Here is a 24610-nt window from a genome sequence, read left to right on the forward strand (position 1 = left end):
AGTGCGGCGCGACCGGCGGGCGGCGGGCGGCAGCACGTCCGGCGGGCCGGCCGGCGCGGGCGGCCGATCCGTCGCGCATCCGCCCGGAAGTCCCGGATGAGCGGGGTGGACGTGCTTTGATCAACGCGGGTTACACGTCCGAAACATCCCAATGTAACCATTTCCGGGCCCGACCAGGGAGGTGCTTTGTTCCTCAGCCGACATGAGCAGGAACGGCTGCTCATCCACGTGGCGGCCGACGTCGCCCAGAAACGGCGCGACCGCGGCCTCCGGCTCAACCATCCGGAAGCGACCGCGATCATCACGGCCTTCCTGCTGGAGGGGGCACGCGACGGGCGTACGGTCGAGGACCTGATGGACGCCGGCCGGCGCGTGCTGACCCGCGGCGACGTGCTGCCCGGCGTCCCGGAGATGCTGGCCGAGGTGCAGGTGGAAGCCACCTTCCCGGACGGCACCAAGCTGGTCACCGTGCACGGGCCGATCTCATGATCCCGGGCGAGATCGTCTTCGGCGACGGCCGGATCACCCTCAACCCCGGCCGGGCCACGCTGACGCTGACCGTGCGCAACACCGGCGACCGGCCGGTCCAGGTCGGCTCGCACTTCCACTTCGCCGAGTCGAACCCGGCCCTGGAGTTCGACCGGGCCGCCGCCTGGGGCCACCGGCTGGCCATCCCGGCCGGCACCTCGGTCCGCTTCGAGCCGGGAATGCCCCGCGACATCGTGCTGGTGCCGCTGGCCGGCGACCGCGTGGTGCCGGGGCTGCGCGGGCTCGCCGGCGGGACACTGGACGTCCCGCCGCCCCCGGCCGAGCCCGATCCGACCGATATCGAGCCCGCCGGCTCCCTGGACGAGGACACCGGCGAGGCGGGCGGCGACAGCTTCGGGAGCCCCCGGTGACCCATCTGGAGCGCAGCCGGTACGCGGCTCTCTACGGACCCACCGCCGGCGACCGGATCCGGCTGGCCGACACCGACCTGCTGATCGAGATCGAGGAGGACCGCAGCGCCGGGCCCCAGCCCGGTGACGAGGTGGTCTTCGGCGGCGGCAAGGTGATCCGCGAATCGATGGGCCAGTCCCGGGCCAGCCGCGCCGCCGGCGTGCCGGACACCGTGATCACCGGCGTGGTGGTGCTCGACCACTGGGGTGTCGTCAAGGCCGACGTCGGCATCCGCGACGGCCGGATCGCCGCGATCGGCAAGGCCGGCAACCCGGACACCATGGACGGGGTGCACCCGGACCTGGTGATCGGCGCGAGCACCGAGATCATCGCGGGCAACGGCAGAATCCTGACCGCCGGGGCGATCGACAGCCACGTGCACCTGATCAGTCCGACCGTCCTGGACACCGCGATCGCCTCCGGCGTCACCACGATCATCGGCGGTGGCACCGGTCCGGCCGAGGGCACCCGGGCCACCACGATCACCCCGGGCGCGTGGCACCTCGCCCGGATGCTGGAGGCCATCGACCCCTTCCCGGTCAACGTGCTGCTGCTCGGCAAGGGCAACACGATGTCCGAGGAGGCGATGTGGGAGCAGCTGCGCGGCGGCGCGGGCGGCTTCAAACTGCACGAGGACTGGGGCACCACGCCGGCCGCGATCGACGCCTGCCTGCGGGTGTGCGAGGCGTCCGGGGTGCAGGCCGCGATCCACACCGACACGCTGAACGAGGCCGGCTTCGTCGAGGAGACGGTCCGGGCGATCGGCGGCCGCTCGATCCACGCGTACCACACCGAGGGCGCCGGGGGCGGGCACGCGCCGGACATCATCACCGTCGCGTCGCACCCCAACGTGCTGCCGTCGTCGACGAACCCGACCCGGCCGTACACCCGCAACACGCTCGCCGAGCACCTCGACATGCTGATGGTGTGCCACCACCTGAACTCGGCGGTGCCGGAGGACCTGGCCTTCGCCGAGAGCCGGATCCGGCCGTCCACGATGGCGGCCGAGGACGTGCTGCACGACCTCGGCGCGATCTCCATGATCGGGTCGGACTCGCAGGCGATGGGGCGGGCCGGCGAGGTGATCATGCGTACCTGGCAGACCGCGCACGTGATGAAGTCCCGCCGCGGCGCGCTGCCCGGCGACGGGGCGGCCGACAACAACCGGGCCAGAAGGTACGTCGCCAAGTACACGATCTGCCCCGCCGTCGCGCACGGGGTGGCCGGGCAGGTCGGCTCGGTCGAGGCGGGCAAGCTCGCCGATCTGGTGCTGTGGGATCCGGCGTTCTTCGGGGTACGGCCGGCGCTGGTGCTCAAGGGCGGGATGATCGCGTACGCCCAGATGGGCGACGCGAACGCGTCGATCCCGACCCCGCAGCCGATGCTGCCGCGCCCGATGTTCGGCGCCCAGGGGATCGTCCCGGCGCACACCTCGCTCGCCTTCGTCGCCCCGGCCGCCATCGACGCGCTGCTCAGCGACCGGATCGGGGTCCGGCGGGCGCTGGTCCCGGTCGGTGACACCCGGTCGGTCGGCAAGGCGGACATGCCGCTCAACGACGCCATGCCTCGCATCGAGGTCCGGGCGGACACCTTCGAGGTGCGGATCGACGGCGCGGTCGTCGAACCCGAACCGGTGACCGAGCTGCCCATGGCCCAGCGGTACTTCCTCTTCTGATGAGCCTGGCGACGCTCCTGCTGCTCGCCGACGGGCGGCTGCCCGCCGGCGCGCACGCGCACTCGGCGGGGCTGGAGGCACAGGTGGCCGCCGGCCGGGTGCGCAGCGTGGCGGACCTGGACGCCTTCCTGCGCGGCAAGCTGGCCACCAGCGGGCTGGTGTCGGCCGCGTTCACCGCCGCGGCCTGCCGGGACGTCACCCGGTGCTCGGCGCTGGACGCCGGGCTCGACGCGCGGACGCCGTCCCCGGCGCTGCGCCGGGCGTCCCGGGCGCAGGGGCGCGCGCTGCTGCGGGCCGGACGGGCGATGTGGCCGATCCCCGCGATCGGCCGGGAGCCCCACCAGCCGGTCGCGCTGGGCGCGCTGGCGGCCGGGGCCGGGCTGACCCCGGGCGCGGCCGCGGTGGCGGCGGCGCACGGCACGGTCACCGGGCCGGCCGGCGCGGCGGTCCGGCTCCTCGGACTCGATCCGTACGCGGTGCACGCCCTGCTGGCGCGACTGGCGCCGGTTTGCGACCGGATCGCGCAGGCCGCGGCGGCCCGGTCCGGCGACCCGGTCGACGACCTGCCGGCCGCGGGAGCTCCCCTGCTCGACATCGGCGCCGAGCACCACGCCACCTGGGAGGTGCGTCTCTTTGCATCCTGAACCGCACACACCCGGCCCCGCCGGGGCCGGGCACACCCATCCGGATCCGGGCATCGACCCGCACCCGCCGCTGCCCTCGACCGGCGGCCGGCCGCGGGCGCTGCGCATCGGCATCGGCGGACCGGTCGGCTCCGGCAAGACCGCGCTGGTCGCGGCGCTGTGCCGGGCGCTGGGCGAGCAGCTGCGGCTGGCCGTGGTGACCAATGACATCTACACCACCGAGGACGCGGACTTCCTGCTGCGCAACGGGGTGCTCCCGGCGGAGCGGATCCGGGCGGTGGAGACCGGCTGCTGCCCGCACACCGCGATCCGCGACGACATCTCCGCGAACCTGGACGCCGTCGAGGACCTGGAGTCCTCGCTCGGCCCGCTGGATCTGGTGCTGGTGGAGAGCGGCGGGGACAACCTGACCGCGACCTTCAGCAAGGGCCTGATCGACCGGCAGATCTTCGTGGTGGACGTGTCCGGCGGGGACAAGGTGCCGCGCAAGGGCGGCCCCGGGGTGACCACGGCCGACCTGCTCGTGATCAACAAGACCGACCTGGCGCCGTTGGTCGGCGCGGACCTGTCGGTGATGGACCGGGACGCCCGGGCCCGCCGGCACGGGCTGCCGACGGTGTTCCTGTCGCTGGCGCGGGACCGGGCCGCGACCCCGGTCGCCGAGTGGATCCGCGGTCTGGTCGCGGCCCGCGCCACCGGCTGACCCTCCCCGGCGCGGCGGCGGGCGGCACGGGCAGGGGCCGGCGGCGGCCCCGCAAGCGCTGCCGGACGAGGCAGGCGGCACCGGCAGGGGCGGGCGTGCGGCGGCGGACCCGGAAGCGCTGCCGGACGAGAGCAGGCGGCACGGGCAGCGGCGGGCGGGGACGGGGGCGCAACGGTGCGAGCGCAAGCGCGCGTGGTCGCGGAAGCGGACGGGGCCGGCGGGACGCGGCTGGCGGTGCTGCGCGGGCAGGCGCCGCTGCTGTTGCGGCGCACCGGGCCACCGGCCGGCGACCGGGTGGCGGTGCACCTGGTCGGCGGGGCGGCCGGGCCGCTGCGCGGCGACGAGCTGTCGTTGCGCATCGAGGTGGGTCCGGGCGCTCGGCTGTCGCTGTTCAGCGTGGCGGCGCAGCTGGCGCTGCCCGGACGACCGGCTCCCGCCTCGCGGCTGACGGTCGAGGCGACCGTCGCGGCGGGCGGGACGCTGCGGTGGCTGCCGCAGCCGCTGATCGCCGCCGCCGGATGCGATCACGTCGCGGTGACCCGGGTCGCGGTGGCGGCCGGCGGGTCGCTGCTGTGGCGCGACGACCTGGTCTGCGGCCGGCACGGCGAGGTCGCCGGCGACTTCGTCGCGGACACCCTGATCTCGTACGCCGGGCGCGCCCTGTACCGGCACGAGTTGGCGGTGGGCCCGCGGGCGGCGGGCTGGGCCGGTCCCGCGGTGCTCGGCGGCGGACGCGCGGTGGGCACGCTGGTGGCGGCCGGACCGGATCTGGCCGGCTTCGGCGCGACGCCCCCGGCCGGTCCGGACGCCGCGGTGATGCCGCTGGCCGGGCCGGGGGTGCTGGCCACGGCGGTCGGGCCGGACATCCGTACGGTGCAGGCGGCGCTGGATCCGCTCTGCCGCCGCCGGTGAGCTCGGGTGAAGCGGCGGAGGGCGGCCGACCGGCCGCCCTCCGCTTCTCCCACCCCCGCGGTAACGGCTTCAGGCGGCGACCGCGATCGGGACGCCGTGGCTGTCGGTCAGTGCCAGCCGGGTGTGCAGATTGCCCTGCTGCTGAACCTTCGCGAAGTACTCGCTGCGGCGCCGTTGCAGGCAGCCCTTGCGGGTGCGCGGGCCACCCGCCGCGACGGTCAGCAGCTCCGGCGCGAGCGAGCTGTTCAAGCCCTCCCGGAGCAGGCGCAGCGCCTCGGTGCGCAGCTGGGAGATCCGGGACTCGGTCACCCCGAGCCGGGCCGCCACCTCGCTGAGCGGCTGTTCCTGCAGGAACGACTCCTCGACGACCTGGCGCAGCCGCTCGGGCAGCGCCTGGATGGCCTGGTGCAGGTAGCCCAGCCGCTCCCGCTTGAGCAGCAGATCCTCCGGCCCCTCGGACAGCTCCGGCACCATCTCCTCGGCCGCCCCGGTGGGGAAGCCCTGCAGGCTCAGCAACGAGGCCTTCTGTACGTCGTCCTCGACGCTGGCCAGCTCGGAGAGCCCGATCCCGAGCATCTCGGCGACCTCGGCGTCACTGGGGGTCCGCCCGAGGGCGGCGGTGAGTTCCTGGCGGGCGCTGGCCGCGCGCCGTGCTCGTGCCCGCACCGATCGGCTGGCCCAGTCCTGGCCACGGAGTTCGTCCAGCAGCGCGCCGCGGATCCGCACGGCGGCGAAGCGGTGGAACGGGATGCCACGGGTCACGTCGAAGGAACGAGCCGCTCCGAGCAACGCCGCAAAGCCGGCTGACGAGAGGTCATCTGCGTGGACGTGGCCGGGTACCCGGTTGAGCAGTTCCCGGACCAGATGGCCAACCATCGGCATGTGTTCGCGGATCAGGTCCTCGATGTCGCGCGCGGAGGGCGCGTCATGGGTGATGCCGATGGCGGCGGGGAGCTCGGTCGTGGCGGTCACGTAGTCCTCCTCGCTCGTACGAACCGGCTGGTGATACCGGCTGATGAGGAAAAGACTGACCGCCGTCAGGTGCAATGGGGCCGGATTTCGGTTGCTTTTATGGAGCTTTTTCACGAAAAACCTCAGGCGGCATGGGACCAACTCGGACCAGCCTTCCGCACGGCGCACGAACCGCGCCGGACCCGGCGAGAAAGGCGGAAAAGCGACGATCCGCCGGTCGTCTGCCGGGACGGCAGACGACCACGCGGATCGTCCTATCGAATCGGAACCGGGGCGGATGCGCCGGAGGGACGGTACGGAACCTCAGTGCATCACCGGTGTCCGTAGCGTCAGGCACTCCGCGAGCGCCGCCTGCACCCAGCGCATCCGGCGGACCGCGGAGTCGGGGTGGTCACCGAACTCGGTGGCCACGCCGGCGGCGCACCCGTCGCTGCCGTGCCGGAGGATCATGCTGGTGATGGCTTCCTCCACCGCGGCGCGGCTGGGGTCCTCGGACGGCTGCAGGCACGAGACGAACAGCGCCTCGGCGGCCAGTTCTTTCACAGTGCTGATCATTAGTGGAACTCCCCGTTGCGACGACCTGCTTGATTGTCCGGCTGACACCTGCGTCGGCGCAGGCGTGGCCGCCGTCCAGCCGTACGGTCCTCGCCCATCATCCCCGCGAGCGGCCTGCCGGATGGCAGCCACGCCGTGCGAAAGTACCCCGAACCGGGCAGTCGGTAATCGGTGCGAAACACCGTGACGAACCCGGGCGGATCGAGGCAGAGCGTCGGTCTTTCTCGGTTCACCGTAACTCGGTGGACACCGCTTCGGCCTCGGGTTTTTCCGCCCCGACGGACGTCCTAGCCAGTCTGCGAACTACCGGCCGCATGGCCTCTTACCCACCCCGGGCCCGGCGCAATCACAGGGGTCCGGCCTTTAGTTCTCCGCCGCGGATCGGGAAACGCCGCGCATGTCCGCGACCGCGGCCGCCGGTCGGCACGGACCGCCCCGGCGGCTCCGGGCGCTCCCCCGCGCTGCCGCAGCCACCGGTACGCCCGGAGTCAGCCGGTGGTCGCCGGGCGCGCTGCCGCAGCCACCGGTGCGCCGGGGTTCAGCCGGTGGCCGCCGGGCCGCCGCAGCCGCCGGACCGCCCGGGGTTCAGCCGGTGGCCGCCGGGCCGCCGCAGCCGCCGGACCGCCCGGGGTTCAGCCGGTGCTCGCCGGGCAGTCCGCCTCGCTGTCGCAGTCGTCGTCCGGCGCGCCGCCGCCCGGCAGCCCGGTCGGGACCGAGATCGAGGGCTCGACCCCGCCCGGCCCCTCCGAGGCGGGCACCGAGGGCTCCACGGCGAACGAGGACGTGCCCGGGACCGGCTCGCCGTCGCCGCCACCGGGCGGCGGGGCCGAGCTGGTGGCGGCGCCGGTCGGCCTGCTGGTGCGGGTGCTGGACGGCGTGCCGCTGGACCGGGTCGGCGTGATGTGCACGATCCCGCCCGGATCGACCGAGATCCCGGGCTTCGGGGTGCTGCGCGAGGCCGGCTCGCCGAACCGCACGGTGCCGTCGGACAGCCGCTCCACCGGCCGCGACGGCGCTCCCGGCTCGTTGGACACGAACGTGTCGCAGTTCTTCCCGTTGAGCTGGAAGACCATCGGGGCGGCGTTGCTCCTGGCGTAGCGCCCGGCGATCTCCAGCGTGGTGTTCTCCTGCGGCTTCAACGGGCCGGCCGAGCGGACCGTGACCGCCCGCCGGTCCTGCGTCAGGTCGAGCCTGCCCTTGCCGGAGAGCACCTGGTCGCCGGGCATCAGGAACCACAGGTCCCACTTCCCGACCGCCTGGTCGCCCCGGTTGGCCAGGGTGACCTGGGCCTTGAACCGCTTGCCGGTCTGCGACCAGACGGCGTAGCTGACGATGCAGTTGCCGGCCGCCGGGAGCAGGCTCGGGCCGGGCGTGACCGCGTTGGCCCGCTCGTCGGCGCCCTCCGGGCCGGCGGCCATGCTCCACCCGTACGTCAGCAGGCTGAGCACCGCGACCGTGCCGGCCATCACCAGGACCCGGCGGGACCGCAGCTGCTGCGGGCCGCGCGCCGGCGCCGGGTCACCGGCCGGCACGACCGGCGGGTCCGGCAGACCACCGGCGCCCGGGCGCAGCGGCGGCGCGGCGCGCCGGGCCGGAGCCGGCTCCGCGGCGTCCCCGGCCGGGCCCAGGCCGACGTACGGGTAGCCGGACGGGAGGATCGTGGTGTTCTCCCCGCCGTCCTCCCAGCCCGCTCGCAGGCCGCTGAGCTCGGCCGCCGGGGCCAGCGCCGCCACCCCGGCCAGCACGTGCGCCAGCTCGGCGGTGAGCGGCCGGTCCGCCGGGCGTTTCTCCAGGCACCGGCCGATCAGCAGGTCCACCTCGGGCGGCAGCCCGTCGACCGGCGGCAGCGGCTCGGGCTCGGTGTACTGGTGCGCGCGCAGCAGCGCCGTGGTGGTGCCCACATCCCACGGGAGCTGACCGATCAGCATCCGGTAGATCAGCAGGCCGACCGCGTAGACGTCGGTGGCCGGGCTGACCTGGCCGCCGTCCAGCCGCTCCGGAGCGAGGTAGGCCGGGGTGCCCAGCAGGCTGCCGTCCGGGTCGGTGTCGTTCTCCCCGATCAGGGCGGAGATGCCGAAGTCGACCACCTTGGCGCCGGACGCGGTGAGCATGACGTTGGCCGGGGTGACATCGCGGTGCACGATGCCGCGCGCGTGTGCGGCGGCCAGCGCGGCGGCCACATCGGCGCTGATCCGCACCGCGGTGTGCCACGGCAGGGTGCGGACCCGGGCCAGCACGGCGGCCAGCGACTCGCCGTCGACCAGCTCCATCACGACGTAGGGCACCGCCTCACCGTCGACGGTGCTGGCCTCGCCGTAGTCGTACACGTTGGTGATGTGCGGGTGGCTCAGCCGGGCCGCGGCCTGGGCCTCGGCCCGCAGGCGCCGCCGGAACGAGGGATCCGCGCTGGTGGACGGGGGCAGCACCTTCACCGCGACCTGGCGCCCCAGCACTTCGTCGAACCCTCGCCACACCACTGACATCCCGCCGGCGCCGAGGCGCTCGACCAGCCGGTACCGGCCGGCGAGCAGACCCGAACCGGGCAGGTCCGTCGTGCTCATGTGCCCCCACATGCGCGCTTCGAGAAACACCGGACCGCACCGCCATGCCGTCCGGCGCCGGGCGCGTCGGGCACCCACCGTCGGACCCCCGAGCATTCCCCATCGACGGCGAGGATGTTAGTCCCTATCGGCCGTCAGTTCGAGCGGCCACCATGCGATCTACCAGGCAATCATTACCGTCTGTGGGATCGGCTGAACGACGCGTGCGCGCGTACGAACGGTCAGGAAAGCGGTTTCCGCAACGGCTCGATCACGCAGGGCCACAGCCGCACACGGGGATTGCCCGCTTCGTCGGAACTTGCGGCTTCAACCTATGGCGTGACCCCGCGGCAGCGGACATGACCGACGGTGATGACGTGGTTACCGTGCGATCTCATAGATGTCCATGATCTGTCACACTCCTCGACATCGCCGAAGCATGCGCGGTGAGGTCGCGGCCCAGTGGCGACATGGCGTGCACCGCCGGCCGGATCGGCGCCGCCGGATGGGCCCCGGCCGGGACCGCGCCCAGCTCGCCCAGAAAGGCCCGCACCGGCGCGTACTTCTCGTAGATCACCAGCAGCACCTCACCCGGAGCGGTCAGGTCCAGCCCGGTGGTCACCGCCTGCCGGAAATCGTCCGCGCGCAGCACCCGGATCTGCGGCCGGCGCACCCGCATCTCCTGCTCGACCAGCCCGGACACCTCCCCGGCCGGCCGCCCCCGCGGGTCCCGGTCGTCGTAGAGGACCGCCCGGGTCAGCCCGTCCGCCAGGATCTGCGCGGAGGCCGCCAGCAGGTCGTCGCGCCGGTCGCCGGGCAGCGTCACGGCGGCCACGCACCGGTTCGCCCCCCACAGCCGGTGCAGCGTGCGCAGCGTCGCGGCCAGGGCGGCCGGGTTGTGCGCGTAGTCCAGGAAGATCGAGACGTCGCCGAGGCGCAGCAGGGTGCCCCGCCCCGGGTTGTCCACGCCCGGATCGAACTCGGTCAGCCGGACGGCCACGGTCTCCGGGCGCGCGCCCAGCGCCCGGGCCGCGGCGATCGCGGCGAGAGCGTTCGCGGCGGCGTGCGGAGCGGCCCCGCCGTAGGCGCCGGGCACCTCCGCCAGGCGCAGCAGCGGCATCCGCCGCGCCCCGGTGGCCTGCACCAGCCAGCCGTCGTGCAGCACGTACGCCGTGCCGCCACGCCCCAGATGCTCGGTGAGCACCGGATTGGCCGGGTCCAGCCCGAACCACACCAGCCGTTTGCGGTCGGCACGCACCCGGGGTCGGTCGGGCAGGCTGCGCACCCACGGGTCGTCCACGTTCAGCACCAGCGTGCCGCCGTCGCGGACCCGCTCGGCGACCACCGCCTTGACGTGCGCCAGATCCTCGATCGAGTCCAGCCCGTCCTGCCCCAGGTGGTCGGCGGTGATGTTGGTGATCACCCCGACGTCCGACCAGTCGTAGCCGAGGCCGCGCCGCAGCAGGCCGCCGCGCGCCGTCTCCAGCACCGCCACCTCGACCTGCGGATCGCCGAGCACCTGCTGCGCCGAGCGGGGGCCGGTGGCGTCGGCCAGGTAGATCAGCCGGCCGTCCACGTACACCCCGTCGGTGGTGGTCGTGCCGACCCGGTGGCCGCCCCCGCTGAGCAGGTGCGCGGTCAGCCGGGTCACCGTGGTCTTGCCGTTGGTGCCGGTCACCGCCACGGTCGGGATCCGTCCGTCGGAGCCGCCGGGGAACATCGCGCGCACGATCGCGTCGCCGACGTCCCGGGCCCGGCCGCCCGCCGGGGCCAGATGCATCCGGAGCCCGGGCACCGCGTTCACCTCGATCACCCCGGCCACCGGGTCCCGCTCGCCGGTCGGGGGCAGCGGCGCGGCGATGTCCGGCAGCCGCAGGTCGATGCCGGCGATGTCCAACCCGACCAGCGCGGCCACCCGCTGGCACAGCCGGGTCACGTCGGGGTGCATCTGGTCGGTGACGTCCCGGCTGGTCCCACCGGTGGAGAGGTTGGCGCACGCGTGCAGCCAGACGGTCTCGCCGTCGGCCGGCACGCCGGTCCGGTCGTAGCCCTGCCCGGCGGCCAGCCGCAGCGCCTCGGCGTCCAGCGCGATCCGGGTCAGCACCCGGGAGTGCCCGACGCCGCGGCGCGGGTCCGCGTTGGCCTGCTCGACCAGCTCGGCCAGGCTGGACCGGCCGTCGCCGACCACGTGCGCGGCGATCCGCTCGGCGGCCGCCACCACCTCGCCGGCCACCGTGAGCACGCGATAGTCGCGGCCGTCCAGCTGCCGTTCCACCACCACGTCGCCGCCGACCGCCCGGCAGGCCCGCTCGACGTCCTCGGGGGTGCTCAGGCCCAGCGCCACGCGGTGCCCCTGGCGGCCGTGCCGGGGCTTCACCACGACCGGCGCGCCCAGCTCCCCCAGCAGCGCGACCGCCTCCTCCGGGCCGCCGGCCACGCCGCCGGGAGCGACCGGGATGCCGGCCTCGCCGAGCAGCCGCCGGGTGACGTGCTTGTCGCCGGCGATGTCGATCCCCACGCCACCGGTCCGGTCGGTCATCGCGGCCCACGCCATCCGCCGCCGGGTGCCCCAGCCGAGCCGTACCAGACTGAGGTCGCCGAACCGCTCCACCGGAATGCCCCGGCGCCGGGCGGCGGCGATGATCGCCCGGGTGCTCGGCCCGGGCGCCTCACGCTCGGCGGCGGCGGCCAGCTCGGCCAGCCGGGTGGCGGGCAGCCCGGTGGCCGCTCCGTCGTGGACCGCCAGTACCAGCTCGACCGCGGCGTCCAGCAGCTCGCCCGGCACCCCGGAGTCCGGGGACTCGTCGACCGGGCATTCCAGGATGACGTCGTACCGGCCCGGCTCGCCGGCCGACACGGTCCGGCCGAAGCTGACGTCCCGGCCGATCAGCTGGGACAGCTCCAGGCAGACATGCTCGGTGACGTGGCCGAAGTAGGTTCCCCCGCGCAGCCGGCTGACGAACCCGCCGGGGGCGCCGGCCGCGCAGTGGTGCTCGGCCAGCCCGGGCAGCGCCCGCAGCAGGCGCTCGGTGAACCCGGTGACGTCCGAGGTCTCGCGGCCGGTCAGCTCCTCCAGCCGGAGCCGGGCGACCACCGCCGGCCGCGACAGATACACGTTGGGGCCGCGTAAGCGGCGCAGACTCTCGATCTTCATGCGGCTCGTCCCCGATCCCCGGCCCGGTTCTCCCCGGCCGGTGCGCCCGGCACGCGGCCGGTGAGATGGAAGGTGTGCCCGGCCGGCAGCACGTGGATACGTGCCCCGGCCAGCGCGATCGGCCCGGACGGCGGAACCCGGATGTCGGTGGCGGCGCCCGCGTCGACGACCGTCACCGCGCCGCTGCCGAGCACCTCGAACCGGTCGCCGTCGGTGAGGATCGCGGTGTCCTCGTCGATGCCCAGGCCGAGCTCGTGCGGGTACCGGGCGACCGCGCTGAGCAACCGGTTCAGCCGCCCGCGCTGGGCGAAGTGCTGGTCGATCAGCACGCCCGGGAGGAACTCCAGGCCGGGACCGGTACGCACGCTCGCCGCGGTGACCCCCGGCCCGTCCCCGCCGACGATCATGGTGGCCGACATCATCGCCGCCCCGGCGCTGGTGCCGCCGAGCACGATCGCGCCGGCGGCCACCAGCTCCTGCAGCAGCGAGTCGGCGGCCGTGCCGCCCAGCACGGTGGTGATCCGCTCCTGGTCCCCGCCGGTGAAGAACACCCCGGTGGCGGCGCGCAGCTCGGCGGCGATGCCGGGCGCGTTCGCGTCGGCGCGGGTGGTCAGGCGCAGCGGGCGGACCGAGCCGGCGCCCAGGGCGGTGAAGGTGTCGACGTAGAACTCCTCGGCCGTCTCCGGCTCCTCGGTGGCGGTGGCGATGACCAGGATCCGGGCCGCAGCCGCCCCGGCGAGCTCCACGAACCGGACGAGCAACGCCGGTCCGGCAGCGCCTCCCATGATCAGTAGCCGGGCATCCACCGTGCCTCCTCAGCAGGGCCCGCGCGGGCCACTGTTGAGGCTAATCGGAACAAAACCGCAACATACGACTAATCGGAATGCTCTGCGGGGAGCAGGTGTCGCACCTCGGGCGGACCCTCGGCGAGCGCGATCACCGCCCGTTCGATCCGTTCGTCCTCCCCGGTCAGCCGGCTCTCGTGCTGGCGCAGGTGCTCCTCCCAGGTCGGCACCAGGTAGACCTCGACGAACCGGCCCGGCTCGGCGCCGTCGCGGAACAGCCCCCACCGGGTGGCGCCGGTGCGCTGCCGGGAGCCGCGCAACCGCCGCATGGCGGCCAGGAACCCGCTCACGTCGGCCTCGCGCACCCGGTAGGTGACGGAGACCAGGATCGGGCCGTCGTCCAGGTGCGGCTGCAGCATGAGATGCGGCTCGGCCCAGAACACCGCCGGGCTGTGGTCCTCGTTCTCGTGCGTGTGCACCGGCCAGCGGCGTACGGTCAGGGCGCCGGCCGACATCAGGACCGCCGCGACCGCGAAGGCGGGCCGCAGGCCGACCGCCCCGGCGACCTGCCCCCAGGCGAACGCGCCGAGCGCCTGCCCGCCGGCGAAGACCAGCTGGTAGACCGCGAGCGAGCGGGCCCGGACCCAGTTGGGCAGGAACAGCTGCATCGCCGCGTTCATCCGCGACACCAGCATCATCCACGCCAGCCCCGCGGCGACCAGGGCGGGCGGCACCGCGTACCGGTGCGGGACGAGCGCGATGACCAGCAGCGCGGCGCCGTAGACGACACCGGTCGCGACGATCGTCCGGTTGGTGCTCAGCACCCGGCGGGCCCGGGGCATCAGCAGCGCCCCGGCGATCGCGCCGACGCCGAGCGCGGCCAGCAGCAGGCCGTAACCGCCGGCCCCCATCCGCAGCTCCCGGCTGGCCACCAGCGGCAGCAGGCCCCACACCACGCTGCCGGGCAGCACGAACAGCAGCACCCGGCCGAGAACCCGGCGGATCACCGGCGAGAAGCGCACGTAGCGGCCACCGGCGCGCAGCGCCGCGCCGAAGCGCTCCGGGTGGCCCGCCGGCCGCCGCGGCGGGCGTCGCCAGCGCAGCAGAGCCACCGCGAAGATCGCGAACGACAGCGCGTTCAGCGCGAAGACCAGGGCCGAACCGAAGTGCGCGACCAGCAGGCCGGCCAGCGCCGGACCGGCCGAGCGGGCCAGGTTGGTGTTGACCGCGCCGAGCGCGGAGGCCGACGGCAGCTGGTCGTGCGGGACGATCTCCGGGATCACCGCCTGCCAGGACGGCAGGGTCAGCGCCTGCCCGCAGCCCAGCAGGAAGGTGAAGACCAGCAGCAGGGCCGGGCCGACGCGCCCGGCGGCGGTCACCGCGGCCAGGGTCGCGGCGACGGCGAACAGCCCCACCTGTACGCCGAGCAGCAGCCACCGCCGGTCCAGCACGTCGGCGAGCGCGCCGGCCGGCAGCGCGAACAGCAGCACCGGCAGCGTGGTCGCGGTCTGCACCAGGCTGACCCAGGTCGCGGCGTCCGGCTCGGACACCACCAGCCACTGGGCGCCGACCGTCTGCATCCACGTGCCGGCGTTGCCGGCCAGGACGGCGATCCACAGAGCGCGGAACACCGGCTCACGCAGCGGCTGCCAGGCGCTGCCCGGCACCTCGGTCTTCTGTGCTGTCTGCGCGAGCGCCACGCCGAGGAATCTAGAGTTCCGGCCGCCGCCGGCGCGCACCCGGGCCCGGCCGGGGCAGCACGTCGCGCCGGTCGGTGACCGGGTGCCCGGCCGCGCAGTGCACCTCCACGTGCAGCTCGGCGGCGCAGTCGCGGTGCACGAACCGGATCGGCGGACCCTGCGGGTCGGCCAGGTACCGGTCGCCCCATCCGGCCAGCGCCACCAGCACCGGGTAGAGCGCGAAGCCCTTCTCGGTCAGCCGGTACTCGTGGCGCACCCGGGCGCCGGGCTCCCGGTACGGCTCACGGCGCAGCACCCCGTGCCCGACCAGCGCGGCCAGCCGGTTCGCCAGCACCTGCCGCGGAATCCGGGTGCGCACCCGCATGTCGTCGAAGCGGCGGATGCCGGTGAACACCTCGCGCAGCACGACCATCGTCCACTTCTCGCCGAGGATCGCCATGGCCCGCCCGATGGTGCAGTTGTCCACGTCCCAGGCGAGCGCCTCGGGCGCCGCGTCCCGGGCCCCGTGCCGCGCCGCCCCGGCCGCCTCGGGCAGCGCGTCCCGGCCCGCCTCGGGCGCCGTCTCCCGGGCCGCCGCCGATGACGAGTCCCGGGCCGCCCCCGGTGCCGAGTCCGAACGCGGCGGCGTCGAGGGTGTGACCTGTCCGACCATGCATCGAGGCTAGGTCTCGTTGACAGACGCAGCAAGCGGGTGCCAGCCTGCATCCATGACGCAGACTCAGGATGCCGCGGTTCCGACCCGGACCCGCACCTTCTCCTGGACCGACCCCACCGAGCACGTCAAGCTGCTCGCCCGGCGCAGCGGCCTGGAGATCCTGCAGGCGATGGCGGCCGGCGAGGTCCCGCCCCCGCCGATCTTCCAGTTGATCGGCGGCAGCGGCCTGCACGCCCGGGAGGGCAGCGTCACCATCGGGCTCGACCCGCAGGAGTTCCACTACAACCCGATCGGCACCGTGCACGGCGGGATCATCTCCACCCTGCTGGACACCGCGGCCGCCTGCTCGGTGCAGACCACCCTGCCGGTCGGCGTCGGCTACACCAGCATGGATCTCAACGTGAAGTTCCTGCGCCCGGTGACCGTCGACTCCGGCACGCTGACCTGCACCGGCACGGTCCTGCAGCGGGGCCGCCGCACCGCGCTGGCCGAGGCCCGGCTCACCGACGCGCGCGACCGCCTGGTCGCGCACGCGACCTCCAGCTGCCTCATCTTCGATCTGCCCCGCCCCTGACCGCCCGGCTGCCGGACCACGGAGCACTCTCCCGGCGCGCGCCGGGAGGGTCACCGGCGCGGGAACCCACCGGGCCACCGGCCGCGGCGCCCCGCCGCGCGGGCGGGCGGGACGCCGATCGGCCGGGCCGTCACCGGCCGGTGACCACCGGGTGCAGGTCGGCCGCCGGCGGCGCCCAGGCCGAGGCGTCGGCTTCGACCTGCTCACCCGAACGGATGTCCTTGACCGTGTCCGGCTCGCCGGGGAACCAGACATACGGGATGCCGCGCCGGTCGGCGAACTGGATCTGCTTGCCGAACTTCGCCGCGGTCGGCGCCACCTCGGTCGGGATGCCCCGCTTGCGCAGCGCCGCCGCGATCCGGTCGCACTCGGCGCGCCGGTCGTCACTGGGCAGCGCCACCACCACGCAGGTCGGCACCGGGCGGGACACGCTCAGCGCGTCCTGCCCGAAGAGCAGGCCGAGCATCCGCGAGACGCCGATCGAGATGCCGACGCCCGGGAAGCGGGTGTTGCCGACCGAGGCGAGCGTCTCGTAGCGGCCGCCGGAGCAGATCGAGCCGAACCGCTCGTAGCCTTCGAGCTGCGTCTCGTACACCGTCCCGGTGTAGTAGTCCAGCCCCCGGGCGATCTTCAGCTCGGCGCGGACCAGGCCGGGCGCGTGCTCGTTCGCCGTCTCGACGACCTGGAGCAGCTCGCCCAGGCCCTCGTCGAGCAGCGGGTCGGTCACCCCGAGCGCGCGCACCCGCTCGACGAACGAGCCGTCGGTCGCGGAGATCTCCGCGAGCCGCAGGCAGGCGGCCGCCTGGGCGTCGGTGGCCCCGGCGGTCTCCACCAGCAGCGCGGCGACCTTGTCCGGCCCGACCTTGTCGAGCTTGTCGATGGTACGCAGCACCTGCGCCGTGTCCTCGAACCCGAGGCCGCGGTAGAAGCCCTCGCAGACCTTGCGGTTGTTGACCAGGATGACCGCCCGGGGCATCGGCAGCGACCGGAACACGTCACCGATCACCAGCGGCATCTCGGTGTCGAAGTGGAACGGCAGGGTGTCCCGGTTCACCACGTCGATGTCGGCCTGGAGGAACTCGCGGTAGCGGCCCTCCTGCGGGCGCTCGCCGCGCCACACCTTCTGGATCTGGTACCGCCGGAACGGGAACTGCAGCCTGCCGTGGTTCTCCACGACGAAACGCGCGAACGGCACGGTCAGGTCGAAGTGCAGACCGAGCTGGTCCTCGCCCTTGGCCGGGGTGTCGCCGGAGTCCTGCAGCCGGCGCAGCAGGTAGACCTCCTTGGAGGTCTCCCCCTTGGACAGCAGCGTCTCCAGGGGTTCGACGGCGCGGGTCTCCAGCGGCGCGAAGCCGTACAGCTCGAATGTGGAACGGATCTTGTCCAGCACGTACTGCTCGATCATGCGCTGGGGCGGCAGCCACTCGGGGAAGCCGGAAATGGGCACTGTCTCTCCTACAATCCGCGGCCGGGCGCCGCGATCAGTTCCCGCAGGTACGGGTTCGACGCGCGCTCGCGGCCGATGGTGGTGGCCGGTCCGTGGCCGGGCAGCACGACGGTGTCGTCGGCCAGCGGCAGGATCTTGTCCCGCAGGCTGGCCATCATCGTCGGGGTGCTGCCGCCCGGCAGGTCGGTGCGTCCGATCGAGCCCGCGAAGAGCACGTCTCCGGAGAGACAGATCTCCTCCGCGTCCCAGGAGGAGGCCGCGCCCGGCAGGCGGAACAGCACCGACCCGCCGGTATGGCCGGGCGCGTGGTCGACGGTGACCTCCAGGCCGGCCAGCGAGAGCACGGCCCCGTCGGCCAGCTCCGCGACGTCCTCCGGCTCCGAGTACGGCAGGCGGCCGCCGAACAGCGCGGTCAGATCCGCGCTCAGCCCCTTGGCCGGGTCGGCGAGCATCTCCAGATCGGCCGGGTGCACGTACGCCGTGATCCCGCGCGCCCCGCACACCGGCGCGACCGAGAACGTGTGGTCCAGGTGGCCGTGGGTCAGCAGCACCGCGGCCGGGGACAGCCGGTGCTGCGCGAGCACCTCGTCCAGCTGGTCGAGCACGCCGATGCCGGGATCGACGACCAGACACTGCTCGCCCGGGCCGGCGGCCACCACGTAACAGTTGGTGCCGAAGGCCTGCGCCGGAAAGCTGGCGACGAGCACAGCCGGTTCCTCCCCCAGACGAAAAAACAGGTGCGAATCGTAACGAGCCTAGCTGGGCAGCCGCACACGACTTTCTCAGGAGGTAGCCGTACACTCTTGCGGGCGTGTGGCGTCCCGCACCCTTTGACATGCACAGGGAAGGACAGCGTTAGTGGCTCCCAGCAAGGACCGGCAGCGCAAGCTCGCGCGCGCGAAATACGAACGCCAGATGGCACGCCGGGCGGTGCGGGAGCGGCGTCGCCGCCGGATCCTGGCGGGCGTCGGCACCGGCCTGGCCGTCGTGCTCGTCGCGGTCGGCGGCGCCTGGATCGGGGGCGCGTTCGACAGCGACCGGGACCCCACCACCGAGGCCGCCGACGTGTGCCTGTGGTCGCCGCTGGACAAGGCCGACAACCCGGAGCGGACGGATGTGGGCACCCCGCCCGGCAGGGACATCCCGCAGACCGGCACCGAGACCATGACGATCAGCACCAACCAGGGCGCCCCGATCACGGTGAGCGTGGACGTGGCGAGCTCGCCCTGCGCCGCCGCCAGCTTCACCCACCTCGCCGGCAAGAAGTTCTACGACAACACCGACTGCCACGAGATCCTCGACATCGGCGCGGTGCACTGTGGCGACCCGAGCGGCACCAACAACGGGGGCCCGCTCTACACCTTCTACGACGAGAACCCGCCGGCGTTGCCGGAGCCGTCGCCGAGCGCCGGCGCGAAGCCCGCCGTTCTCTACCCGAAAGGCACCGTGACGCTGTTCGGCAACCCGGCCGGCAACAACGGCAGCCAGTTCCTCATCTTCTTCAAGGATTACGCGCCGACCACGGACGCGCCGTACTCCATCGTGGGCCGGGTGAGCGGCGGACTCGACACGTTGGCGAAGATCGGCAAGATCCCGACGGTGGCCGACGACGCGGGCGACAAGGTCAAGCCCAAGGAGAAGATCACCATCAACACTTTGACCGTCGGCGCGGATGCCGCCGCCACGGCCGCACCCTCGGCGAGCGCGCAGTCGTGAGTTCGGAAGAGACCAGCAGGAGGAACGACGTGTCGTCGATCAAGGACCGGCAGCGCGCGGCGGCGCGGGCCCGGCTCGAGAAGGAGATGGCCGAGCGGGCCGCGGCGGCCAAGAGCCGGCGCCGCAAGCAGGCGCTCATCGGGTCGGCCCTGGCCGTGGTGGTGATCGCCGGCGCGGCCGTGTGGATCGTGAGCGCCCTAAAGAAGGACGACAAGAAGACGACCGCGGGTGGCAGCACCACCCCGGCCGGCATGGTCGCCTGCACCTGGACCCCGGTCGACAAGGCCACGGCCGAGGCGAGCGGTGGCAAGGTCAAGGACGTCGGCCTTCCGCCGGCCACCGTGCCGAACACCGGCACCAGCGTGCTGACCTTCGACACCAACCTCGGCCCGATCGCGGCGACCATCGACCTGAGCAAGGCGCCCTGCACCGGCGCCAGCTACAAACACCTCGCGTCGAAGAAGTTCCTCGACAACACCAAGTGCCACCGCCTGGTCAACGAGGACAACTTCAAGGTCCTGCAGTGCGGCGACCCGTTCGCCACCGGCAAGGGCTACCGCAAGACCGACGGCACCGGCGGCCCGAGCTACACGATGGCCGAGGAGAACCTGCCGACCGACACGCAGAAGCCGTACCCCGCGGGCTCGATCGCGATGGCCAAGACCCAGAGTCCCAACAGCACCGGCAGCCAGTTCTTCATCTGCTCGGAGGACACCCAGCTTCCGGCGGACTACACGCTGCTCGGCACCATCAACACGGGCCTGGACATCGTGAAGTCGGTGGTCAAGGCCGGCGACGACGGCGCGTTCGCGTCCTCGGCCGGCGGCGGTCACCCGAAGAAGGAACTCGTCATCAAGACCATGTCGGTCTCCTGACGCAGGGTCCGCGAGAAAGAGCGACTCCGCCGGGGGTCGCTCTTTTTCTTTTCCGGTACGCCCTCGGAGTCCCGCCCGCAGGCCTCCCGGCCACCCCGCGTGTCCACGCCCGGTGTCCGCTGAGCGCGCGGACACGGCCCCGCCGATCCCGCCGCGGCCCAGCGACCCGGCGTCACCCCACCTGCGGGCACGGCCCGGCCGACGCCGGCCGACGTGGCGCCCCGTCAACCCTCGGGCACGGCCCGGCCGGTCCCGCCGCGGGCCGGAGATCGGATCACCCGGCCCGGCGGCCTCGGGGCGGCTCAGGCGCCGGAGGTCACCCGGTACGCGTCGAAGACCCCGTCGACCTTGCGCACCGCCGCCACCAGGTGGCCCAGGTGCTTCGGGTCGGCCATCTCGAAGGTGAACCGGCTCACCGCCACCCGGTCGCGGGTCGTGGTGACCGTCGCGGACAGGATGTTCACCCGCTCCTCGGAGAGCACCCGGGTCACGTCGGCCAGCAGCTTGTGCCGGTCCAGCGCCTCCACCTGGATGGCGACCAGGAACGTCGACGCGGACGTCGGCTTCCAGCTCACCTCGACCACGCGCTCCTCCTGCTCGCGCAGGTCCTGAGCGTTGGCGCAGTCCTCCCGGTGCACGCTGACCCCGCCGGAGCGGGTGACGAAGCCGAACACCGCGTCGCCGGGCACCGGGGTGCAGCAGCGGGCCAGTTTCACCCAGACGTCCGAGACACCCTTCACCACCACACCCGGGTCCTGCGCGGTGCTGCGGTTGCGCGGCGGACGGGTCGCGACGGCGGTCTCGGCGATGTCCTCGACCGCCCCCTCCTCGCCACCGAAGCCGGCCACCAGCTTGGCCACCACCGACTGGGCGGAGACCGTGCTCTCGCCGACCGCGGCGTAGAGCGAGGCGACATCCGGCAGGTGCAGGTCGCGCGCGATGGTGGTGAGGTTCTCGCTGGTCAGCATCCGTTGCAGGGGCAGGCCCTGCTTGCGCATCGCCTTGACGATCGCGTCCTTGCCGGCCTCGATCGCCTCCTCGCGGCGCTCCTTGTTGAAGTACTGCCGGATCTTCGTCCGCGCCCGGGGGCTCTTCACGAAGCCGAGCCAGTCCTGCGTCGGGCCGGCCGTGTTGGACTTGGACGTGAAGATCTCGATCACGTCGCCGTTGGAGAGCGTCGACTCCAACGGCACCAGCTTGCCGTTCACCCGCGCGCCGATGCACTTGTGCCCGACCTCGGTGTGCACCGCGTACGCGAAGTCGACCGGCGTCGACCCGGTCGGCAGCGGGATCACGTCGCCCTTCGGCGTGAAGACGTAGACCTCCTGGCTGGAGAGGTCGAAGCGCAGCGCGTCCAGGAACTCGGACGGGTCACTCGCCTCCCGCTGCCAGTCGAGCAGCTGCCGCAGCCAGGTCATCTCGTCGATGTGCGCCGGCGGGCCGACGATCGTCGCGCCCTTCTGCTCCTTGTACTTCCAGTGCGCGGCGATGCCGAACTCGGCGGTGCGGTGCATCGCGAACGTGCGGATCTGCATCTCGACCGGCTTACCGGTCGGGCCGATGACCGTCGTGTGCAACGACTGGTACATGTTGAACTTCGGCATCGCGATGTAGTCCTTGAACCGGCCCGGCACCGGCTGCCAGTTCGCGTGGATCACGCCCAGCGCGGCATAGCAGTCACGCACCGTGTCGACCAGGATACGCACGCCGACCAGGTCGTAGATGTCGTTGAAGTCCCGGCCCCGGACGATCATCTTCTGATAGATCGAGTAGAGGTGCTTGGGCCGGCCGGTCACCTCGGCCTTGATCTTCGCCGACTTCAGGTCCAGCTGGACCCGGTTGGTCACCTGGCGCAGCAGCGCCTCACGCTGCGGCTGGTGCTCCCCGATCAGGCGGTTGATCTCCTCGAACCGCTTCGGGAAGAGGGTGCCGAAGGCGAGATCCTCCAGCTCCCACTTGATCGTGTTCATACCCAGCCGGTGGGCCAGCGGGGCCAGGATCTCCAGCGTCTCCTTGGCCTTCTGCTCCTGCTTGGGACGGGGCAGGAAGGTCAGCGTGCGCATGTTGTGCAGCCGGTCGGCCAGCTTGATCACCAGGACCCGCGGGTCCTTGGCCATCGCGACCACCATCTTGCGGATGGTCTCCGCCTTCGCGGCGTCGCCGAGTTTCACCCGGTCGAGCTTGGTCACGCCGTCGACCAGCAGCGCCACCTCGGCGCCGAAGTCGTTGCGCATCTGCTCGAGGCCGTAGTCGGTGTCCTCGATCGTGTCGTGCAGCAGCGCGGCCACCAGCGTCGTGGTGTCCATGCCGAGGTTGGCCAGGATGGTCGCCACGGCGAGCGGATGCGTGATGTACGGATCGCCGGACTTGCGGTACTGCCCGGAGTGCCAGCGGGCCGCCACGTCGAACGCCTTCTGCAGCTGACGGACATCAGCCTTGGGGTGGCTCGCCCGGTGCGTGGCGATCAGCGGTTCGAGCACCTCGCTGACCTGCGTGCTCTGCCAGGGCGCGTTGAACCGGGCCAGCCGGGCCCGCACCCGCCGGCCGGTGGGCGCGCCGGCCAATCCGAAACCGACCGTCTCACCGGCCGGCGCGAGTGCCTGGGTGGTTTCGAGGTCGCCGGCCGCAGTCACGGGCGGGGTCCCGTTGACAGCGGTCCGGTCGTCAGCGCGAGCCCGGTCGCCGGGCGTGGCATCGCCCGAGCCGGTCCGCGAGTTCTGGGTCGGTTGCACCGTGCCCTCCGCCGGAGGGACGACGTCGCTGGACACCGGCCTCCTCATCACCTACGCCGAGAACCCCGCCGGTGCGTGATGCCCGCCGAAGTCGATTTCTCCCAGGGGTGGCCCTCTGGAACGCCCATCCTACCCGCACCCGCATCCCGTTAGGCCCGGCCGAACCGCTCAATCGACACCGCCCGGCCGGGCGAGGAACATCGAAGGCGGATCAAACGGTCAGCAGCGCGTGCACCGTACGCGGGCTCAGTTTCTCCCGCCCGTGCAGGAAACCCAGCTCCAGCAGGACGGTGAACCCGCAGACCTCGCCGCCGCCCCGCTCCACCAGCTCCAGCGCCGCCGCCGCGGTGCCCCCGGTGGCGAGCACGTCGTCGACCACCAGGACGCGATGCCCGGCGACGAACGCGTCCTCGTGCACCTCCAAGGTGGCCTCGCCGTACTCCAGCGCGTACGACGCCGACAGGGCCTTGCGCGGCAGCTTGCCGGCCTTGCGGATCGGCACCACTCCGGCACCGGTCGCGTACGCCACCGCGGCGGCCACCACGAACCCGCGGGCCTCCACGCCGGCCACCACGTCGAAGGAGCCGGCCCCGTGGTACGCCACGATCGCGTCGACCACCCGGCGGAACACCGCGCCGTCGGCGAACAGCGGCATCAGGTCCTTGAACACCACGCCCGGCTTCGGGAAGTCCGGCACGTCGATGCTGGCGCCCGCGACCAGGGCGGCCACCTCGGGGCCGCTGTCACCGGTCACTGCAGGATTCTCGCTAGTCACGGCGGACAGCCTAGTGCCGAGCCGGTCTCCGGATGCCGAACGGCCCGGCACCGCAGGGTGCCGGGCCGTCTCGACGGCGTCGCCTACCGGCGGCGGTCACCGGGCCGGTTGCCGGCGCCGCCACCGCGGTTGGTGGCGCGACGGCCGGCCGGACGCGCGCCCGGACGCGGGGTGGTGCCACCGGCCATCGCCGGCTGCACGTCCGAGTCCGCGTCGGCCGAACGGGTGCGCTCGCCGCGGGCCACGTCCTCGGAACGGCTGGCCCGGCGGTTGAGCACCCGGGCGTTGTGCGCCTTGATCTTCGGCTCCTGGTCCTTGAGCGCGCTCAGCACCGGCGCGGCCAGCAGGATCGAGGAGAGCACCCCGAAGCCCATGCCGACGAAGAGCACCAGGCCCAGGTCCTTGAGGGTGCCCGCGCCGAGCAGGCCGGCGCCGATGAAGAGCAGGCCGCCGACCGGGAGCAGGGCCACCAGACCGGTGTTCAGCGACCGCATCAGCGTCTGGTTGACCGCCAGGTTGGTCGCCTCGGCGTAGGTGCGGGTGCTGCCCGCGGTGATCCCCCGGGTGTTCTCCTGCACCTTGTCGAAGACCACGACCACGTCGTACAGCGAGTAACCCAGGATGGTCAGGAAGCCGATCACCGTGGACGGCGTGACCTCGAACCCGACCAGCGAGTACACGCCCGCGGTCATCACCAGGTCGAACAGCAGCGAGATCAGCGCGGCCGCCGCCATCCGCCACTCGAAGCGGATGATCAGGTACGCCACCACGAGCACCAGGAAGATGATCAGGCCGATCACGGCCTGCCGGGTGACCGCGCCGCCCCAGGCCGCCGAGACCTGGCTGTCGCTGACGTCCTCGGCCTTCACCCCGAGGTCGCTGACCAGCGCCGTCTTGGCCTGGTCGGCCTCCGCCGCGGACAACGCCGAGGCACGCACCGTGTAGCTGGCGTCCTTGCCGTCGCCGACCTTCTGCGCGGCGCCGACGGTGGCGTCCGGGTCCGCCTGCCGGACGGCCTTCTCCACCGCGTCGGCGATCTGCTCCTGGGTCAGCGTCTTGCCCTCGGCCGTGGCCGGGACGCTGAACGAGGTGCCACCGGCGAACTCGATGCCGAGCTCGAAGCCGCGGATCACGAAGCTACCGATCGCGATCAGCACCAGCGCGGCCGCGACGGTGAACCACATCTTCCGGCGGCCCACGATGTTGATGTTCGCCTCGCCCTGGTAAAGGCGAGTCGCGAGACCGGGACGGGCCATG

21 protein-coding genes are annotated in these 24610 nt (G+C 73.2%); 9 read left to right on the forward strand and 12 right to left on the reverse strand.

Annotated elements, in window-relative coordinates:
- Positions 1 to 186 precede the first annotated feature (186 nt).
- From ACTEI_RS26855 to ACTEI_RS26880, 6 genes are all read left to right on the forward strand, one after another.
- On the forward strand, positions 187 to 489 hold the full coding sequence (locus ACTEI_RS26855) for an urease subunit gamma (RefSeq protein ID WP_122980202.1): 303 nt from the start codon (positions 187 to 189) through the stop codon (positions 487 to 489).
- The gene (locus ACTEI_RS26860) at positions 486 to 899 is read left to right on the forward strand and encodes an urease subunit beta (RefSeq protein WP_122980203.1); all 414 of its coding nucleotides are present in this window, start codon (positions 486 to 488) and stop codon (positions 897 to 899) included. The genes ACTEI_RS26855 and ACTEI_RS26860 overlap by 4 nt, the downstream gene beginning before the upstream one ends.
- Positions 896 to 2614 (forward strand): urease subunit alpha, encoded by a 1719-nt coding sequence (locus tag ACTEI_RS26865; RefSeq protein ID WP_122980204.1) that lies wholly within the window; start codon positions 896 to 898, stop codon positions 2612 to 2614. Before ACTEI_RS26860 ends, ACTEI_RS26865 begins: the two co-directional genes overlap by 4 nt.
- Complete coding sequence (locus ACTEI_RS26870; RefSeq protein ID WP_122980205.1) at positions 2614 to 3258, forward strand: urease accessory protein UreF; 645 nt, start codon at positions 2614 to 2616, stop codon at positions 3256 to 3258. Before ACTEI_RS26865 ends, ACTEI_RS26870 begins: the two co-directional genes overlap by 1 nt.
- Complete coding sequence (gene ureG, locus ACTEI_RS26875) at positions 3248 to 3961, forward strand: urease accessory protein UreG (RefSeq protein ID WP_122980206.1); 714 nt, start codon at positions 3248 to 3250, stop codon at positions 3959 to 3961. The genes ACTEI_RS26870 and ureG overlap by 11 nt, the downstream gene beginning before the upstream one ends.
- Before the next feature lie 174 nt (positions 3962 to 4135).
- Entirely contained in the window at positions 4136 to 4873 is a 738-nt protein-coding gene (locus ACTEI_RS26880; protein WP_122980207.1) for an urease accessory protein UreD, read from the forward strand.
- 69 nt (positions 4874 to 4942) lie between these two features.
- On the opposite strand, the gene ACTEI_RS26885 is transcribed toward ACTEI_RS26880, so the two are convergent.
- The 7 genes from ACTEI_RS26885 to ACTEI_RS26915 form a co-directional block, all read right to left on the reverse strand.
- On the reverse strand, positions 4943 to 5845 hold the full coding sequence (locus ACTEI_RS26885) for a sigma-70 family RNA polymerase sigma factor (RefSeq protein ID WP_122982428.1): 903 nt from the start codon (positions 5843 to 5845) through the stop codon (positions 4943 to 4945).
- 303 nt (positions 5846 to 6148) lie between these two features.
- Positions 6149 to 6400, reverse strand: a complete 252-nt coding sequence (locus ACTEI_RS26890; protein WP_122980208.1) for a hypothetical protein — start codon at positions 6398 to 6400, stop codon at positions 6149 to 6151.
- A gap of 632 nt (positions 6401 to 7032) precedes the next feature.
- Positions 7033 to 8961, reverse strand: a complete 1929-nt coding sequence (locus tag ACTEI_RS26895; RefSeq protein ID WP_239082356.1) for a serine/threonine-protein kinase — start codon at positions 8959 to 8961, stop codon at positions 7033 to 7035.
- A 373-nt stretch (positions 8962 to 9334) separates the two neighbouring features.
- A complete protein-coding gene (gene cphA / locus ACTEI_RS26900) occupies positions 9335 to 12094 on the reverse strand; it encodes a cyanophycin synthetase (protein WP_122980209.1) in 2760 nt (919 codons plus the stop codon).
- Positions 12091 to 12900 (reverse strand): cyanophycinase, encoded by an 810-nt coding sequence (locus tag ACTEI_RS26905; protein ID WP_239082355.1) that lies wholly within the window; start codon positions 12898 to 12900, stop codon positions 12091 to 12093. Before ACTEI_RS26905 ends, cphA begins: the two co-directional genes overlap by 4 nt.
- Before the next feature lie 68 nt (positions 12901 to 12968).
- Positions 12969 to 14579: an MFS transporter gene (locus tag ACTEI_RS26910; RefSeq protein ID WP_239082354.1), complete on the reverse strand. Its 1611-nt coding sequence runs from the start codon at positions 14577 to 14579 to the stop codon at positions 12969 to 12971.
- A 10-nt stretch (positions 14580 to 14589) separates the two neighbouring features.
- On the reverse strand, positions 14590 to 15018 hold the full coding sequence (locus ACTEI_RS26915) for a winged helix-turn-helix transcriptional regulator (RefSeq protein WP_122982430.1): 429 nt from the start codon (positions 15016 to 15018) through the stop codon (positions 14590 to 14592).
- 268 nt (positions 15019 to 15286) lie between these two features.
- On the opposite strand from ACTEI_RS26915, the gene ACTEI_RS26920 reads away from it, so the two are divergent.
- Positions 15287 to 15808 carry a PaaI family thioesterase gene (locus ACTEI_RS26920; RefSeq protein WP_122980211.1) on the forward strand — a complete coding sequence of 174 codons (522 nt, stop codon included), beginning with the start codon at positions 15287 to 15289 and terminating at the stop codon, positions 15806 to 15808.
- A 130-nt stretch (positions 15809 to 15938) separates the two neighbouring features.
- Here the strand turns inward: ACTEI_RS26920 and hisS are convergent, their stop codons facing one another.
- Positions 15939 to 17213 carry a histidine--tRNA ligase gene (gene hisS, locus ACTEI_RS26925; protein WP_239082365.1) on the reverse strand — a complete coding sequence of 425 codons (1275 nt, stop codon included), beginning with the start codon at positions 17211 to 17213 and terminating at the stop codon, positions 15939 to 15941.
- Positions 17214 to 17263: 50 nt separating this feature from the next.
- Positions 17264 to 17962, reverse strand: coding sequence for an MBL fold metallo-hydrolase (locus ACTEI_RS26930; RefSeq protein WP_122980213.1), 699 nt, complete (start codon positions 17960 to 17962; stop codon positions 17264 to 17266).
- A 151-nt stretch (positions 17963 to 18113) separates the two neighbouring features.
- Here ACTEI_RS26930 and ACTEI_RS26935 point away from each other — a divergent pair, with 151 nt between their 5' ends.
- Both ACTEI_RS26935 and ACTEI_RS26940 read left to right on the forward strand, forming a co-directional pair.
- On the forward strand, positions 18114 to 18971 hold the full coding sequence (locus ACTEI_RS26935) for a peptidylprolyl isomerase (RefSeq protein ID WP_122980214.1): 858 nt from the start codon (positions 18114 to 18116) through the stop codon (positions 18969 to 18971).
- A gap of 29 nt (positions 18972 to 19000) precedes the next feature.
- Positions 19001 to 19846, forward strand: a complete 846-nt coding sequence (locus tag ACTEI_RS26940; RefSeq protein WP_122980215.1) for a peptidylprolyl isomerase — start codon at positions 19001 to 19003, stop codon at positions 19844 to 19846.
- 302 nt (positions 19847 to 20148) lie between these two features.
- Here ACTEI_RS26940 and ACTEI_RS26945 read toward each other — a convergent pair whose 3' ends face one another.
- From ACTEI_RS26945 to secF, 3 genes are all read right to left on the reverse strand, one after another.
- Positions 20149 to 22626: a RelA/SpoT family protein gene (locus tag ACTEI_RS26945; RefSeq protein ID WP_372443253.1), complete on the reverse strand. Its 2478-nt coding sequence runs from the start codon at positions 22624 to 22626 to the stop codon at positions 20149 to 20151.
- A 163-nt stretch (positions 22627 to 22789) separates the two neighbouring features.
- On the reverse strand, positions 22790 to 23353 hold the full coding sequence (locus ACTEI_RS26950) for an adenine phosphoribosyltransferase (protein ID WP_122980217.1): 564 nt from the start codon (positions 23351 to 23353) through the stop codon (positions 22790 to 22792).
- Between the two features lie 83 nt (positions 23354 to 23436).
- Positions 23437 to 24609 (reverse strand): protein translocase subunit SecF, encoded by a 1173-nt coding sequence (secF, locus tag ACTEI_RS26955; RefSeq protein WP_122980218.1) that lies wholly within the window; start codon positions 24607 to 24609, stop codon positions 23437 to 23439.
- Position 24610 lies beyond the last annotated feature (1 nt).

Origin of the sequence: Actinoplanes teichomyceticus ATCC 31121 (genome assembly GCF_003711105.1) — a bacterium.
GTDB lineage: Bacteria > Actinomycetota > Actinomycetes > Mycobacteriales > Micromonosporaceae > Actinoplanes > Actinoplanes teichomyceticus.